The following is a 15206-nucleotide window of genomic DNA, read 5'->3' on the forward strand; positions in this document are numbered from 1 at the left end:
AAGAAGCGCAGCGCTCAACAACGTCACCCGAAGGAACTCGAGTTGACGCAGGGGAGAGGTCTGGGCGTGCAGGCCGATCAGTCGACGGATGGCCTCAGCCGAGTCGCCGGATCCCACCGCGACGGCTTCGCGCAGCACGCGATAGATCGCCGGGCGCTCATCGATGCCGCTGAGAAGCACACGGGCCTGCGGGACGTCGCCTCGCAGGAGTGCCGCTGTCGCATGAGCCGCCGCGAACACACTTCCGGGCACGCCCTGGCCGGGAACGAATCCCGAAGCCGCGGGCTGAAAGCGAGCCACGCTCGCCTCAGCTTCATCGAGTCGCCCGCGACGCAGATGAAGTCGGAACAGGACATCCACGCGGTAGGGCCAGAGCTCACCCAGAAGCGGCACCGGGATCCGCTCGACCTGCTCAACCGCATCATCCAAGCCGCCGTCGCCGGCGACCGCTGCCGCTGCCAGCGCGGCGTGCGCGTCGATGACGTGCTCGACCCAGCTGGAGGTGCGCGGCAGCTCCGCGGCCAGCGCGAGCTTGCGCCGCGCTGTCCGAGGATCGCCGTGAAGCGCGTGTACGAGTGCCGGCTTCACATATGCGTCACGAAGGAGCGCGGTAAGCGGAGCCGGGGGCGGCGTCCGGCGCGCGAGCGTGAACGACGCCAGTGCCTCGGCCAGGTCGCCTGTCAGCATCTGTGACAGTCCCAGTTGCACGGCCTGGAAGGTCGCCATCCCGGCGGTCTCATCGAACAGCGCATTCATCCGGGGGGACTCGGAGGCCCGTCGCATGACGTCGGCTGCCTCGCGCGCCTCGCCGCGAGCGCGGGCATCGAAGAATGACGCCGCCATCTCGCTGGGGTCAAGGTCCGTCGTTGAGTGAGCCACAACGGGCCCGTTCAGGAACAGGCGGAACGCGCGCACCGCGCTGCCAGCCGGGATCGAATCCGGCGGGATGGCGCGCAGGATCTCGCGCATCTGGTCAGGAGGCACTCCGAACCACGCTTCGAGCGGGGAGCGGGTGATGATTGCGACGACCTCATCCGCATTGCCGGCATCGTGGGCCGCGAGAAGGCGCACCCCAGTGGTGACCTCGATCTGCGGCTCCATCGCGAACCCTTCACCCCCACCGCCCGCCGGGTATCGGGCGTCACCTGCACATCTTCACGCGCATTCGGCACGAGTCTAGGACGCGGCACCCGTGTCCCCAGCGCATTGGAGAGTGCGCGTCGAACCCCCGTGAGTTCCGCCGCGTGAGCCGCTGAGACGGGTCGAGCGATGGCCGCTCGGGAAAGCGGCCATCGCTCCGGCCCGAAGGCCGCCCCCCACGCGATCGCGAGCGTGATCTCCAGGTCGCATCGGATCGCGCTCCGCGGCAGGGATCGCTGCCGCACGAGTCGACGCTAGCCAAGCCGCCGTGCCGCCGAGAACCAGGGTGCGCAGGTTCACCCGACAGATCACCCGGGTCGCGGGTCTGAGGGCAGCCGCGCCAGGGTGAATGGGCGGGCGAATTTCGCGGTCGGTAGCTCCTACCTCGACGGCGGGGTGCTTACGCTCGCCACGGGACTCCCAGATCCCTCCAGCGGCGGGCCGCGTAATCTCCCCGAGTGGCGGCCCGCCGTCTGGATCCGCGCACCGATCATCCGCGCTAGAAAGGCACGCCCGTCATGACGAATCTGCGCTTGGCCCTCGCGTTCGCCAGCCTGTTTCTTCTGGGCACGTGTCTTCTGTTGGTCGGAGCAATCGTGCGCGGCACCGTTACGGGGCCTGTGCCCCTGTTCTGACGGCCCGTATCCTAGGGGAGGCGCCGCCACGCCCTCCCTCGCCCCGTGGCGATGCCGAGGTCGATTCGATGGGTCTTGCCGGAGTTCCGCGCCTTCCCGGCGCGCTGATCGATCGCGCACGCCTCGAAGCCGTTCTCGAGGAAGACTATGGCCTGGGTGTGCTGTGTGCGCCAGCAGGTATGGGAAAGACCGTCGCGATGGCCCAGTGGGCAGCCCGGACTCCACGCCGCGGCCTCTGGCTCCGCGTCACGGACGGCGGAGGCTCGCCGACCGTCTTCGCGGGCCACCTCGCCCTGGCCCTCCACGACTATGGCCTTCTCGACTCCGGGAACCCGCTCGCGGCAGGGCCCGCCGCCTTCCAGTTCGTCGCCGAGCCCTGGGATACGCTCCGCCGAGGGCTCGCCCGGCTCGGAGAGCTCGCACTCGCGATCGATGAGAGCGAATATCTCGAACCCGACACCGTCAGCGGCGTCATCCGGCTTCTGAACGATCTGCCATCGCTGTCGGTGCGCACCACCACCCGCGTGGCGAACGGTTTCGTCGAGCCCGCCCTCACGATCGCGCTCGACGTCGTCGTGCTGCGCGACGACGAACTCGCCCTCACTCGGGGTGAGACGGCGGCGCTCCTTCACGCCGATGAAGACACTCCGATCGTGTCGGATGTTCTCGACCACGGGGGCGCGCCCGGGCTCGCTCGGCTGCTGACCTTCGACGAGAGCGCGACGGGAGGGCGCGGCGGCGACCGGACCCTGCGGGAGATCGACTCGTCTCGCGTCTCGGAGATCGTCGACTCGTTCCTGCGCATCCGAAGGCCGTCCTGGGACTCGCGGTTCATCGACTTCCTCGAAGCGATCTGTCTCGCGGATGCCGTCGACATCGAGCTCGCTGTCCGCCTGACCGGAGAAGCCGATGCCGCAGCACTCCTCGACCGCGCGGAGCGGGAAGGGCTCGGTCAGTGGCGTGGGCACGGCAGCCACGGCCTCCGGCGGGAGGCTGCCGCCCTGTTCGAACCGTCGCCGTTCGCGCAGCGGGCACTCTCGGCATCCGCTCGCCGCAACATGCAGGCAGAGCGGCTTCGGGAACTCGAACTCTCAATTGCGCGCTGGGAGAGCGAGCACGGCCGACCGTTCGAGGCGTTGCGGAGGGCAACCACCCAACGGGACTGGCCGTTCGTGACCGACATCGTGCGGCGTTCGTCGAGCGAGTTGCTCCCGTATGGCGGGCAGATCAGCCAGCTGTTTCGCGACGTTCCGCTCACCACGCTCGGTCGCCTTCCCCTCGTGACCACCCTGTTGGCGCTCATCGCCAACGCGCGACCCGATCACCGGCTGCGCGCGCTCGAGTACTTCCTCCTGGCGGCCTACGGATCCCGCCAGCGGTCGGCGACCCGAGACCCCGCGGACCGCGTGCTTCTGGGCACGCTCGAATCCGTGGCGCAACGTGTCTCCGGCAGGGACGGTGGAAAGGCGGCGCGGAAGGCGTTCGATACAATCGAGGCGCTGTCCCCCAGCGACCGCTCACGGCTGGGGCGCAACGAGCCCAGTGTCTGGAATCAGATCGGGACGAGCCTGCTCTACAGCGGTGATGTCCCCCGGGCCATTGCCAGTTTCCGGCAGGCCATCGCCGCCAGCGACGCCGGGGGGTATCGAGCCGGACTCCAGGGACTCGCGCTCCTAGCCGGCACGCATGCGCTGAACGGAGAGATGACGCAGGCACGCGCCGTCGCGGATCGAGCCGAATCGCGCGAGTGGCCCGACCGGTGGAAGACCGGCTACCCCGGGAGCTTCCTCCAACTGGCGCATGCGCTGATCGCTCTCGAGTCCGGGGACGCCGCAACGGCACAGGCTCACCTGCACACACTCGACGAGCATCGCGAGACGATCGAGCACTGGGCCCCACTCCTGCACGTGGACGTCCTCATCGAACTGCGTCTTCACCGAGCCGACACCGCTCGCGAGCGCATCCGGAGCATCGCGAGCGCACAGCGGGCCCGGCGGGCAGTGTCACATTTCACGGGCGATCGGCTGCGACACACCAGCGCGCTGGCCGCTCTCGCGGCAGGGGACCTCTCAGGCGCTGAGCGAATCCTCGGCCGTGCCGGTGACCCGCGCACCGCCGTGAGCCGCGCGCGCATTGCTCTCACCGGCGATGACCCCGAGCGCGCGCTCCGGCTCCTCACCGCGGCCCCGGGTGAAGCCATGTCGGCGCGGACGCGCGCCGAACACCTCGCCCTCACCGCTGCTGCCGTCGCTGTCCTGGGACAAGACGATGCGCATGCTCGCGCCGCGAACCAGCGAGCCGACGCTGCGCTCGCTGAAAACGCGCAGATGCTCGCCCTGGCGCTGGTGCCGGATGCCGCACTCGAGAAGTTGGCCACCAGCGCACATCGCCTCGCGCAGCGCGCCTTCGCGAGGCGGGTGGAGCGAGCCCGGGGCTGGGGGATGATTCCATCCCCGGGTGTGGCTCCACGACTCACATCCCGTGAACTGGCCGTTGCCAGCGAACTCGGCCGCCATGAGGGTGTGTCGCAGATCGCCGCCGCCCTCAACGTCTCGCCCAACACCGTCAAGTCCCAGTTGCGTGCGCTCTACCGCAAGCTCGGCGTGAACACCCGAACCGACGCGCTACGCGTGCTCGCGGCCTGGGGGCTCGTACGGCCGGGCGTCGACACCGGCTTCGACGACCTTGACGCTCGCGGACCGCAGGAAGGGTAGGACCGCCAAGCCGGCGAGGCTCACCACGGCGGCGCCTACGCACAGGGCCGTGAAGTTGTCGGCGGCGCCCGAGATCGGATCCGAGCCGCCGAGGGTGAGCAGCCAGGCGGCGATGCTCGGGACCATGATCTGGGGCAACGTATCGGCGATATTCAAGGCGCCCAGATATCGGCCGCCGGCGCCGACGGGGATGCGACCCAGCGCTGTCGTGAGATTCACCGCTAGGAACATCCCCATGGCGATCCCGCCCAGAACCGCGCTCACCACCAGGGCCGGCGCGCTCCCGGCGCCCGCCCGAACGATTGCTGCGATCGCCAGGAGGAGAGCCGAGGCAGCGAGCAGGATGCGCGGATCGATCCGGTCGGCGACCCAGCCGACGGCGAGGGCTGCGCCGACGATCGCCGCGCCGCCCGCCAGCGTCGACAGCGATGTGAGCGCGGTGGCGCCGCCCGCCGTTCCGGTGATTCGGTCTGCCACGAGGTAGAGCATGAACGAGGTCACGAGACCGAACGCCACCGACTGGATGAACCGGCTGACCCACACCGGGGCGAATCGGCGGATCGAGCCGATGCCGCCAGGTCCGGCATCCGGGGTTTGCTTCGCCATCACGGCGCGCGGCGGGAGCATCGCTGCCGCGATGACGGCAATGGCTACTGCCACAAGCGACATGGACATCGTCACCGTTCCGATGTGATCAGGAAGAACACTCGACAAGAGCAGGGGAGGGACGGTGCCGAGGAACGCCGCAGCAGAGAAAGCTCCCGACGCCCGCCCACGCTCGGCATCCGGAACGGCGTCAGCCAGAAGGCCCGCCGCCGCTGCAAGGAGTGCGTTGTAGGACACCTGCACGAGAACCCACGCCGTCAACAGGATCCCGATCGAGGGCGCGACCACGAGCAGGGCGGTCGAAGCGAGCCCGAAGACGGCGCCGCCGATGATCCACGGATGCCGCGCCCCGAGCCGCGAGCGCGTGCGGTCTGAGAGTGCCCCGAAGAGAGGATTGGCGATCGTCGCCGCCACCGCGCCAAGGGTCACAGCCAGCGCGAGGATGCCGGTTCGCTCTGTCGGGGGAGCGAGAAGATCAACAGCCAGCGGCAGACCGGTAATCGCGGGCGCCGTCATTGCCCCGATCCCGACAAGGTTCAGGGCCGCCGGAACCAGTGCCCCCCGTCCCAGTCGACGACGCAGGGCAGGAGGCATGAGCGCCAGGGTAACCTCTCGCGAGTTCGGGTGCCGACGAAAAGCGCCGGGAGCGACCGGGATGCTAGGTCGCAACGGCGCACCGTTTGGCGCACACGCCGGCGCCGCCGCCACGCCTGCGGCGTGTCGCGGTCGGGGTGCGCCGTTGCGACAGGGCTGGTACCACGGGCACGGCGCGGATGGTTCGCGCGCAGCATCCGGATGCCGTAAGCTATCCCTTTGGTGCTTGCCTCACTGCGGCAGACACCTGCGAACGTGAGCCCTCCACTGGCGTGTTCGGCGGCCTTCGGCCTCGGAACCACCCCGGAGCGGGATTCACGAACTCCTCCGTTCGAACCAGAAAGCAGCACTATCGTGACGCGCACATTCACCCCCAAGGCTGGCGAAATCCAGCGCGAATGGCTCGTGATCGACGCCACCGACGTCGTTCTCGGCCGCCTCGCCTCCCACGCCGCAGCGCTCCTGCGCGGCAAGCACAAGGCCACCTTCGCGCCGCACGTCGACAGCGGCGACCACGTCATCATCATCAACGCCGACAAGGTCGCCCTCACCGGCCAGAAGCTCGAGCAGAAGAAGGCCTACCGCCACTCCGGTTACCCGGGCGGCCTGAAGGCCGTCTCGTACAGCGAGCTGCTCGAGAAGAACCCCGTCCGCGCCGTCGAGAAGGCCATCCGCGGCATGCTCCCCAAGAACAGCCTGGGTCGCCAGCAGCTGTCCAAGCTGAAGGTGTACACGGGTGCCGAGCACCCGCACGCCGCTCAGCAGCCCAAGACGTACACGCTCGACCAGGTCGCCCAGTAAGCGCCGGACAGACCCAGAAGGACATACTCGTGGCGAACGACATCACCGCAACCGAGCCCACCAGCTACACCACCGAATCCGCCGTCGACGTCGAGGCCGTCGAGGCCGCGCGCCCCGTGCTCAACGTGCCCGGCGCAGCCGTCGGGCGCCGCAAGGAGGCCATCGCGCGCGTGCGCCTGGTCCCGGGCACCGGCACGATCACCGTCAACGGCCGCACGTTCGAGAACTACTTCCCGAACAAGCTGCACCAGCAGCTCGTGACCGACCCGTTCACGCTGCTGAACCTCACCGGCGCCTACGACGTCATCGCCCGCATCCAGGGTGGCGGCCCCTCGGGCCAGGCGGGCGCCCTGCGCCTCGGGATCGCGCGCGCTCTCAACGAGATCGACGCCGAGAACAACCGCCCGGCTCTCAAGAAGGCCGGCTTCCTCTCGCGCGACGCCCGCGTGAAGGAGCGCAAGAAGGCCGGTCTCAAGAAGGCGCGCAAGGCTCCGCAGTACTCGAAGCGTTAATCGCTTCGCGCAGCGCGTACCATGCCGCTTTTCGGCACGGACGGCGTGCGAGGGCTCGCCAATGGCGCCCTCACCGCCGATCTCGCACTTTCCCTGGCCCAGGCGACCGCCGTCGTCCTGGGCCAGGGGCGCACCGCTGAGGCCCGCCGCGCGGCGGGTAAGCGGCTCACCGCTGTCGTCGCACGCGATCCGCGCGTGTCGGGGGAGTTCCTTGTCGCCGCCGTCTCGGCAGGCCTTGCCTCCTCTGGCGTGGATGTGCTCGATGCCGGCGTGCTGCCGACCCCGGCGTTGGCGTACCTCGTCGGCGACCACGATGCCGACTTCGGCGTCATGGTCTCGGCATCCCATAACCCTGCCCCCGACAACGGAATCAAGATCTTCGCGCGCGGCGGGGTGAAGCTGCCCGACGTCGTCGAGCAGCGCATCGAAGCCGCCATGAGCGGTGACAAGCTGCAACCGACCGGCGCCGCCGTGGGTCGGATCGCTCGGTTCTCGGATGCGGAGGACCGCTACGTGCTGCACCTGCTGCAGTCCCTGCCGCATCGCCTCGAGGGTCTGCACGTCGTGCTCGACTGCGCGCACGGCGCGGCATCCGGGGTCTCGCCGCAGACCTTCTCGGATGCCGGAGCGCGCGTGACCGTCATCGGCGCCGATCCCGACGGACTGAACATCAACGATGGTGTCGGGTCGACCCACCTCGACCAGCTCGCGGCCGCGGTCGTCGCGCACGGCGCCGACCTCGGCATCGCCCACGACGGCGACGCCGACCGCTGCCTGGCCGTGACGGCCGAGGGCACCGTCGTCGACGGCGACCAGATCATGGCGATCCTCGCCGTCGCGCTCAAGGAGCGCGGGGAACTCACCGCCGACACGCTCGTGGCGACCGTCATGAGCAACCTCGGTCTACACCGGGCGATGGCCGCTCACGGCATCCGTGTCGAACAGACGGCCGTGGGCGACCGGTACGTACTCGAGCGGATGAACGAGGGCGGCTTCGCGCTCGGCGGCGAACAGTCGGGCCACGTCATCATGTCGCGGTTCGCGACCACCGGAGACGGACTGCTGACGGGCCTGCACCTCATGTCGGAGATGGCGCGGACGGGGCGCTCGCTCGCCGAACTCGCCTCGATCATGACCGTCTACCCGCAGGTGCTCGTGAACGTGACGGGAGTCGACCGTTCGCTGGTGGCGACAGACGAGACCGTGCAGGAGGCCGTTGCGCGAGCATCCGCCGCCCTGGGGCTGTCGGGCCGCGTGCTGCTGCGCCCCTCGGGGACCGAGCCGCTCGTACGCGTCATGGTCGAAGCGGCGGATGCCGAAACCGCCCACGCCCACGCCGAAGCGCTCGCCGACGTCGTCCGCGAGCGGCTGAGCCTGCCCTCCTGACACCGGAACGGGCATCCGTCCCCGGCGTGGCGGGTGTGACGGGCGTGGTGAGGCGGCGCAGCGGCGCGCGGGGGCTAACTCCTCAATCCCGGCCGCCGCACCGCCGCGTCCGCGCGCACGTGCGCCCATCGGCGTCGACCGTTGAAGAGTAGGCAACGGTCGAGATCCCTGTGCTGCCTCCGCGCGCTCGGGGATTCGTGTGTAGAGGACGCGCAGAGGCGCCGACACGACGACGGCGACTGGAGGCAGCGTTCCGGCGGGTGGGTCCGGGCGGCCCTGAGGTCCAACGGCGCAGGTATCCGGCGACACGCCGCGGGCTGCGTCCTGGGGCCGGCGTGTCGGGCACGGTATGCGCCGTTGCGTTAGCGGACCCCGTCGCGCTGCCGAGCCTGATCAGCCCAGCCCGCCCGCCGACCCCACAAGTCCGGCGCCGAACCCTCATGTTTCGGCAGCGCAGGGGTGTGTGTTCGCAACCGGAGCTGTGGGTTCGCGCCCTCGAGGGGGAGGGGGAGGGATCAGCCCCAGCCCATGGACTCGATGTACCGCAGCAGCACGCCCTCGCGCAGCGCCCACGGGCTCACCTCGAGCTCGTCGACATCCATCGCCCGCATCGCCTCGTGCAGGACGACCGCGCCGGCGACGATCTGGAAGGTGCGGTCGGCGGTGATTCCGGGAAGCTCTTGCCGGGCGGATGCCGGGATCCGCGCCAGCCGCGGAATCCACGACCCGAGTGCGGCGCGAGGGAGCATCATCCGTTCGCTTCCGGACCATCCTGGAAGCGGGTAGCCGACGAGTTTGGCCAGCGACCGGATCGCCTTGGAGGAGCCGACGGTGTGGTCCGGGCGGGGAAGCGCACCGAACGTCTTGGCGAGCGGCTTGAGCGTCTGGCGGGCGTGGGCGCGCAGCCGATCGACAGCCTCCTCGCCGGGCGGATCGTCGGGAAGGTAGGCGAGGGTCATCCGTCCGGCACCGAGGGGAACGGATGCCGCCTCATCGGGAAGCTCGTCGGCGCCCGCTGCGATCTCCAGGGACCCGCCGCCGATGTCGAAGAGCAGGATCTGACCGGCGGACCACCCGAACCAGCGGCGGACGGCGAGGAACGTGAACCGGGCTTCGGCGACCCCGCCGAGCACCTGGAGCGGCTGACCCAGCGCCTCCTCGATGCGGGCGATGACCTCCGGTCCGTTCGTCGCCTCGCGCACGGCCGACGTCGCCGTCGCGAGGAACTCGTCGACGTTCTCGCTCTCGGCGACGGTGCGGGCCTGCGCGACCGCCTTCACCAGTGCTCGGATTCCGGCCTCACTGATTGCGCCATCCGCCGTCAGGTAAGTCATGAGCCGGAGGACGGAGCGGTGACTGGTGGTCGCCAGGGGGCGGCCGCCGGGGTGCGCGTCGGCAACGAGAAGATGCACGGTGTTCGAACCGATGTCGAGAACTCCCAGACGCACGGGGGACAGCCTATCGGTGGTGCGGATCGGGCCGCCGACCGGCGCCGGGGAGGGTGAGCCCAGACCAGGGCCCAGACCACGCTCAGGTCAGGGCGTCCGCGGGCGGCTCGGCGCAGCCGAGGATCCACGCCTTCACGAACGCGGCAGTTTGGTAGGCGTAGTTGTAGATCCACCGCGACAGGGTGAGGTGCTCGTCGACGGGGATCACGGTGGTCGCGGCATCCGCGCACAGCCCGAAGATGTAGCTCGTGCGCAGGACGTGCGGCGTGTATGTCAGGACGATGACGTCGTCTCCCGCCGCGGCGTACGCCTCGAGCATCGCCGCTTCGCCTCGCGTCGTGAACGGATCGGGAGTGCGGCAGGTGACGTAGGAGCGCCAGCAGTAGGCGAGGTCATCGGCGGAATCGGCGCCCGACGGCGGAACGGACACGAGCACCTCGTCGGCGACGCCGCGTTCCCGCAGGCTCTCGGCATCCGCGATCCGGGGCGCCGTGGGCGGTCCGATCACGTAGATCAGATCGGCCTTCGGCGGCGTCGGGGTCGGCGGGAAGACATACAGCGGAAGCCCGACGAGTCCCACGAGCGCGAGAGCACTCAGGATGCCGAGAGCAGCACGCCGGGCCCACCGCGCTCGCCTGATGATCGACTCGTCGTCCACGCACAACCTCCGTCTCCTCCTGCGGCGACCTCGGCGTCGACGTGCTCCGACGAGCCACAGTGTACTGAGCCGATGCGGACTCGAGCTGCCCGCAGGTGCAGGAGGATCGCGTGTGCGGGGATACGATGGCCCCGTGCCCAGCGATGCCGCCGCCCTCGACGCCCGCGAGCAGCTGAATCCACAGCTGTACCGAGAGATCCTGCGACACGACTGGGCGCGGCTGGCCGCTGACATGCGCCAGCCCCTCACCGAGACCGAGATCGTGTCGCTGCGGGGACTGGGCGACCGCCTCGATCTCGACGAGGTCCGCGAGGTCTACCTTCCGCTCAGTCGCCTGCTGAGCCTGTACGCCGGCGCCACCCGCCGGATCGGCGCCGACACGAGCGCATTCCTGCAGGAGGCCGACACGACGACCCCGTTCGTCGTGGGCGTGGCCGGGTCGGTCGCGGTCGGAAAGTCCACGATCGCCCGTCTGCTGCGCGAACTCATGAGCCGCTGGCCCGACACCCCCCGCGTCGAGCTCGTGACAACCGACGGCTTCCTCTACCCCAACGCCGAACTCGAGCGTCGCGGCATCATGCACCGCAAGGGGTTCCCGGAGTCCTACGACCGGCGCGCACTCGTGCAGTTCCTCACCGACGTCAAGAGCGGAGCGCCCGAAGTGCGCGCTCCGTTCTACTCCCACATGAAGTACGACATCGTCCCGGATGCCGTCATCACGGTGCGCCGGCCGGACGTCGTGATCGTCGAGGGGCTGAACGTGCTGCAGCCGCCGCCCTCGCCGAACGAGGTAGCCGTCAGCGACCTTTTCGACTTCTCGATCTACGTGGATGCCGACCCCGAGCACATCACCCAGTGGTTCGTGGACCGGTTCCTCGCGCTCAAGCACAGCGCGTTCGCGGATCCGGGATCCTTCTTCAACGTGTTCTCGGACCTCACCGACGAGACTGCCGTCGAGACCGCGTTGGGGTTCTGGAACGAGATCAACCTGCCGAACCTCATCGAGAATGTCCTCCCGACCAAGCATCGGGCGACACTAGTCCTGCAGAAAGCTGCCGACCACGCCGTCGACCGGGTGCTGCTTCGCAAGGTGTGATCTGACGCAGTCGCCAACGCTCTCGAGCTGAGAGCGGTCCCATACCGCCCCCGCGCACCCCGATATCGCGACACGCCGATCGTCATGATAAAGATGAACTATGCGGGGTGGTCACCGGGGGCCGTATGAAAGCGCTGCACCCTAAGAGGTACGCGCGCTCTTTCGGCGTGACGTTCCTGTCGGCGATAGCGGCAGGGGCGCTGATCGGAGTTCCCGGATTGGCGTCCGCGGCGCAGGCCGATCCGGCGGTCTCTGCCGCATCCGTCGCCGCGATCGTCTCCGCCGCCGCCCGTCCGATGGTGTCCAGCACCGCCCCCGCGCCGGGCACCGTGACGGATGCCGCATCCTGCCTGTCGGGAACGTCCCCGTATCTCATCCGGCTCACGGGGACCGACGGCGACCCCGTCCGAAACCCCGTGCTGCTGGTACACGGATGGCTCAGCACCGCCATGCCCGAGGCCGAGGCAGGGCCTCGCCCCGTCACGACGAGCACCGGGATCGCGAACTCTCCGTTCTCGCGCCCTGTGGAGTGGTCATCGGACGGCGAGCCCGCGGTGGATCTGCGTTCGCTGCAGGAGCGACTCACGGAACTGCCCGACACATCGGTCTTCGCCTTCGACTATTCCTCGATCGCCGCGCTCTGGGTCGGCCACACGGCCACCTCGCCGGCGCTGGCGGGCGCGATCGAATGCCTCGCGGCTCTGTCGGGGGAGAAGGTCGACATCGTCGCGCACTCGATGGGCGGGCTCGCCCTGCGCTATGCCCTCGGTGGCAGCGACGAGGGCGTCACCGTGCACGTCGGGCAGGTCATCACCGTCGCGACGCCGAACGAGGGGTCCGAGGTCGCCTCCGTCGTCTCGGGGATCGGTGAGGCGACGGAGGCGGTGTTCTCGTCGGCATCCGTGCTCGCGCAGATCGCCCTGCCGGCGATCGTCGGCATCTGCAACCGCGAGATGGAGTCGGACGCGCGTGTCGGGTGCGACATCCCGCCGAGCGTGCGGACGGTGTTCGCGGTCGCGGGAGACGGTGGCCAGGCCCTGCGGGCGGGGTCGGTCGAACTGTCGAGCGTGCCCGCCTGGCCGACGAGTCTGCGCATCCACGCCATCGCGGGCGACTACCGCATCCACCTCACCTCGGGGCTCGTGCCGCCCGAGGCCTTCACGGCGATGCGCGACCTGGCGCGCGGGTTCGGATTCGATCTGGCCCCGGCCGTCGACGAGACGATCGAGGCGGGCGACGGGATCGTGGAGGTCAGTTCCTCGACCGCGGACGCCGCATCGACCTTCATCGCGCGCTGCGAGGTCTCGATCGATCTCACGACGACCGACGGCGCGGCGCAGTTCGGTGACATCGCCGATCGTTTCGGCGGCATCCCGCCGCTGGCGGGCCCCTGCGCGCACGACCGGTTGTTCGAGAACGACGACGTCGTCCGGGACATCGTCGAGACGCTCGAAGCGTCCCGCGGATAGGTCGGTCGAGACGCTCGAAGCGTCCCGCGGATAGGTCGGTCGAGACGCTCGAAGCGTCCCGCGGGGAGGTCGGTCGAGACGCTCGAAGCGTGCCGCGGACCGTATTCCCGGCGGCGACGCAGGATGACGGCATCCATGCCCCGTACCATGTGTGGAATGTGTGGAATCGTCGGCTACGTCGGGCCCCGTGAGAGCCAGCCCATCCTCATCGCCGGACTGTCGCGCCTGGAGTACCGCGGGTACGACTCGGCCGGCATCGCCGTCATCGACGCGGAGGGCCACCTCGGGATGCGCAAGCGCGCCGGAAAGCTCAGCGTGCTGCGGAACGACCTCAGCGAGCATCCGCTTCCGGCCGGTACGACCGGCATCGGCCACACCCGCTGGGCCACCCACGGCGGACCCACCGACGCCAACGCCCACCCGCACCTCGCCGACGACGACAAGCTCGCGCTGATCCACAACGGCATCATCGAGAACTTCGCCGGCATCAAGGATGAGCTCCGCGAGGAGGGCTACGAGTTCCGCAGCGAGACCGACACCGAAGTGGCGGCGGTGCTGCTGGGCCGGGAGTACCGTGCCCACGAGGGGGATCTCGTCGCCGCGTTCCGCGCCGTCGTCCGCCGCCTCGACGGGGCGTTCACGCTCCTCGCGATGCACCGCGACAACCCGGGCCTCGTCGTCGGGGCGCGTCGCAACTCCCCGCTCGTGATCGGCCTCGGCGAGGGAGAGAACTTCCTCGCCTCCGACGTCGCCGCGTTCGTCGAGCACACGCGCCAGGCCCTCGCGATCGGTCAGGACGAGATCGTCGCCATCACGCCCGCCGGCGTCGAGGTGACCGACTTCGACGGCAACCCGGTCGGCGTCGAGCCCTTCGAAGTGCTGTGGGATGCCGCGGCCGCCGACAAGGGCGGATGGTCATCGTTCATGGCCAAGGAGGTGTCGGAGGAGCCGGAAGCTGTCGCGAACACCGTGCGTGGCCGCGTCCGCGACGGTCTCGTGTCGATTCCCGAACTCGACGGTCTCGACGATCTGTTCGCGGGCATCACCCGGGTCATCATCGTCGCCTGTGGCACCGCCGCCTACGCCGGCATGGTCGGCAAGTACGCCATCGAACAGTGGGCGCGAGTGCCGGCGGATGTCGAGCTGGCGCACGAGTTCCGCTATCGCGATCCCGTGATCGGCCCCGACACCCTCGTCGTCTCGATCAGCCAGTCCGGCGAGACGATGGACACGCTCATGGCGGTCAAGTACGCCCGAGAGCGGGGAGCCAAGACCCTGTCGATCTGCAATACGCAGGGCGCGACGATCCCCCGCGAGTCCGACGCGATCGTCTACACGCACGCCGGCCCCGAGGTCGCGGTCGCCTCGACGAAGGCGTTCGTCGCGCAGATCACCGCGCTCTATCTGCTCGCACTGCACATCGGGCATGTCCGTGGCACGCTCAGCGACACCGAGATCCGGCAGCAGGTGCTCGAGCTCGAGGCGGTTCCGACCAAGATCGCGCGCGTGCTGGAGGGCGAGCAAGAGCACATCGAGCAGTTCGCCCGGTGGATGGCCGACACGCAGTCGGTGCTGTTCCTCGGTCGGCACGTCGGTTACCCGATCGCGCTCGAGGGTGCGCTCAAGCTCAAGGAGATCTCGTACATCCACGCCGAGGGCTTCGCGGCCGGGGAACTCAAGCACGGCCCGATCGCGCTCATCGAGCCGGGTCAGCCGGTGTTCGTCATCGTCCCGTCCCCGCGGCACTCGCCGCTGCTGCACTCCAAGGTCGTCTCCAACATCCAGGAGATCCGCGCGCGCGGCGCCCGCATCATCGCCGTCGCGGAAGAGGGCGACGCCGCTGTTCTGCCCTACGCCGACGAGGTGCTGCGCATCCCGCTGGCCGACCCGCTCTTCGAGCCGCTGCTGGCTGTCGTGCCGCTGCACATCTTCGCGATGGGACTCGCGACGGCCAAGGGGCTGGACGTCGACCAGCCGCGCAACCTCGCCAAGTCCGTCACGGTGGAGTAGTCGCCGCTCGGCTCGCGGGGCATCCGTAGAGCTGGCCGCACCCGTAGCGCACCGAGATCTCACCCGCTGGTTACGCCGTGTTCACCCGGGCGTCGCCGGTGGTCACGTGGGCTTCATAGGTTCGCAGGGTTGCTCCA

At 69.5% G+C, this 15206-nt stretch carries 11 protein-coding genes; 7 read left to right on the forward strand and 4 right to left on the reverse strand.

Annotated features, from left to right (window positions below; genetic code table 11):
* The coding region (locus ACSGC5_RS10730) for a hypothetical protein (RefSeq protein ID WP_434970612.1) at positions 1-1101 on the reverse strand (1101 nt) is incomplete at its 3' end.
* 742 nt (positions 1102-1843) lie between these two features.
* Between ACSGC5_RS10730 and ACSGC5_RS10735 the strand changes: the two genes are divergently transcribed.
* Positions 1844-4489, forward strand: coding sequence for a LuxR C-terminal-related transcriptional regulator (locus ACSGC5_RS10735; protein ID WP_434970613.1), 2646 nt, complete (start codon positions 1844-1846; stop codon positions 4487-4489).
* Here ACSGC5_RS10735 and ACSGC5_RS10740 read toward each other — a convergent pair.
* Positions 4400-5689 (reverse strand): MFS transporter, encoded by a 1290-nt coding sequence (locus ACSGC5_RS10740; RefSeq protein WP_434970614.1) that lies wholly within the window; start codon positions 5687-5689, stop codon positions 4400-4402. The two genes, ACSGC5_RS10735 and ACSGC5_RS10740, sit on opposite strands and share 90 nt — an antisense overlap.
* 354 nt (positions 5690-6043) lie before the next feature.
* Between ACSGC5_RS10740 and rplM the strand changes: the two genes are divergently transcribed.
* Genes rplM through glmM form a run of 3 tightly spaced genes read left to right on the forward strand, consistent with a single transcriptional unit; the run spans position 6044 to position 8388 of the window.
* On the forward strand, positions 6044-6490 hold the full coding sequence (rplM, locus tag ACSGC5_RS10745) for a 50S ribosomal protein L13 (RefSeq protein ID WP_434970615.1): 447 nt from the start codon (positions 6044-6046) through the stop codon (positions 6488-6490).
* 41 nt (positions 6491-6531) lie between these two features.
* Positions 6532-7002, forward strand: a complete 471-nt coding sequence (gene rpsI / locus ACSGC5_RS10750; RefSeq protein ID WP_434970706.1) for a 30S ribosomal protein S9 — start codon at positions 6532-6534, stop codon at positions 7000-7002.
* A 21-nt stretch (positions 7003-7023) separates the two neighbouring features.
* Positions 7024-8388: a phosphoglucosamine mutase gene (gene glmM, locus ACSGC5_RS10755; protein WP_434970616.1), complete on the forward strand. Its 1365-nt coding sequence runs from the start codon at positions 7024-7026 to the stop codon at positions 8386-8388.
* 515 nt (positions 8389-8903) lie between these two features.
* Here the strand turns inward: glmM and ACSGC5_RS10760 are convergent.
* Positions 8904-9836, reverse strand: coding sequence for a Ppx/GppA phosphatase family protein (locus ACSGC5_RS10760; protein ID WP_434970617.1), 933 nt, complete (start codon positions 9834-9836; stop codon positions 8904-8906).
* An 82-nt stretch (positions 9837-9918) separates the two neighbouring features.
* On the reverse strand, positions 9919-10494 hold the full coding sequence (locus ACSGC5_RS10765; protein WP_434970618.1) for a YdcF family protein: 576 nt from the start codon (positions 10492-10494) through the stop codon (positions 9919-9921).
* Positions 10495-10627: 133 nt separating this feature from the next.
* On the opposite strand from ACSGC5_RS10765, the gene coaA reads away from it, so the two are divergent.
* The 3 genes from coaA to glmS all read left to right on the forward strand — a co-directional run bounded on the left by coaA (position 10628) and on the right by glmS (position 15069).
* The gene (gene coaA / locus ACSGC5_RS10770) at positions 10628-11590 is read left to right on the forward strand and encodes a type I pantothenate kinase (RefSeq protein WP_434970619.1); all 963 of its coding nucleotides are present in this window, start codon (positions 10628-10630) and stop codon (positions 11588-11590) included.
* A 167-nt stretch (positions 11591-11757) separates the two neighbouring features.
* Positions 11758-13059 (forward strand): esterase/lipase family protein, encoded by a 1302-nt coding sequence (locus tag ACSGC5_RS10775; RefSeq protein WP_434970620.1) that lies wholly within the window; start codon positions 11758-11760, stop codon positions 13057-13059.
* Positions 13060-13215: 156 nt separating this feature from the next.
* Entirely contained in the window at positions 13216-15069 is a 1854-nt protein-coding gene (glmS, locus tag ACSGC5_RS10780) for a glutamine--fructose-6-phosphate transaminase (isomerizing) (protein ID WP_434970621.1), read from the forward strand.
* The last annotated feature ends 137 nt before the right edge of the window (positions 15070-15206 follow it).

Origin of the sequence: Microbacterium sp. bgisy207, from assembly GCF_965345035.1 — a bacterium.
In the GTDB taxonomy this organism is placed as follows: Bacteria; Actinomycetota; Actinomycetes; order Actinomycetales; family Microbacteriaceae; genus Microbacterium.

Coding starts and splice junctions, on each gene's coding strand:
- ACSGC5_RS10740 (WP_434970614.1), bottom strand. CDS start 5,689: ATGCCTCCTGCCCTGCGTCGTCGACTGGGACGGGGGGCACTGGTTCCG.
- ACSGC5_RS10735 (WP_434970613.1), top strand. CDS start 1,844: ATGGGTCTTGCCGGAGTTCCGCGCCTTCCCGGCGCGCTGATCGATCGC.
- glmS (WP_434970621.1), top strand. CDS start 13,216: ATGTGTGGAATCGTCGGCTACGTCGGGCCCCGTGAGAGCCAGCCCATC.
- glmM (WP_434970616.1), top strand. CDS start 7,024: ATGCCGCTTTTCGGCACGGACGGCGTGCGAGGGCTCGCCAATGGCGCC.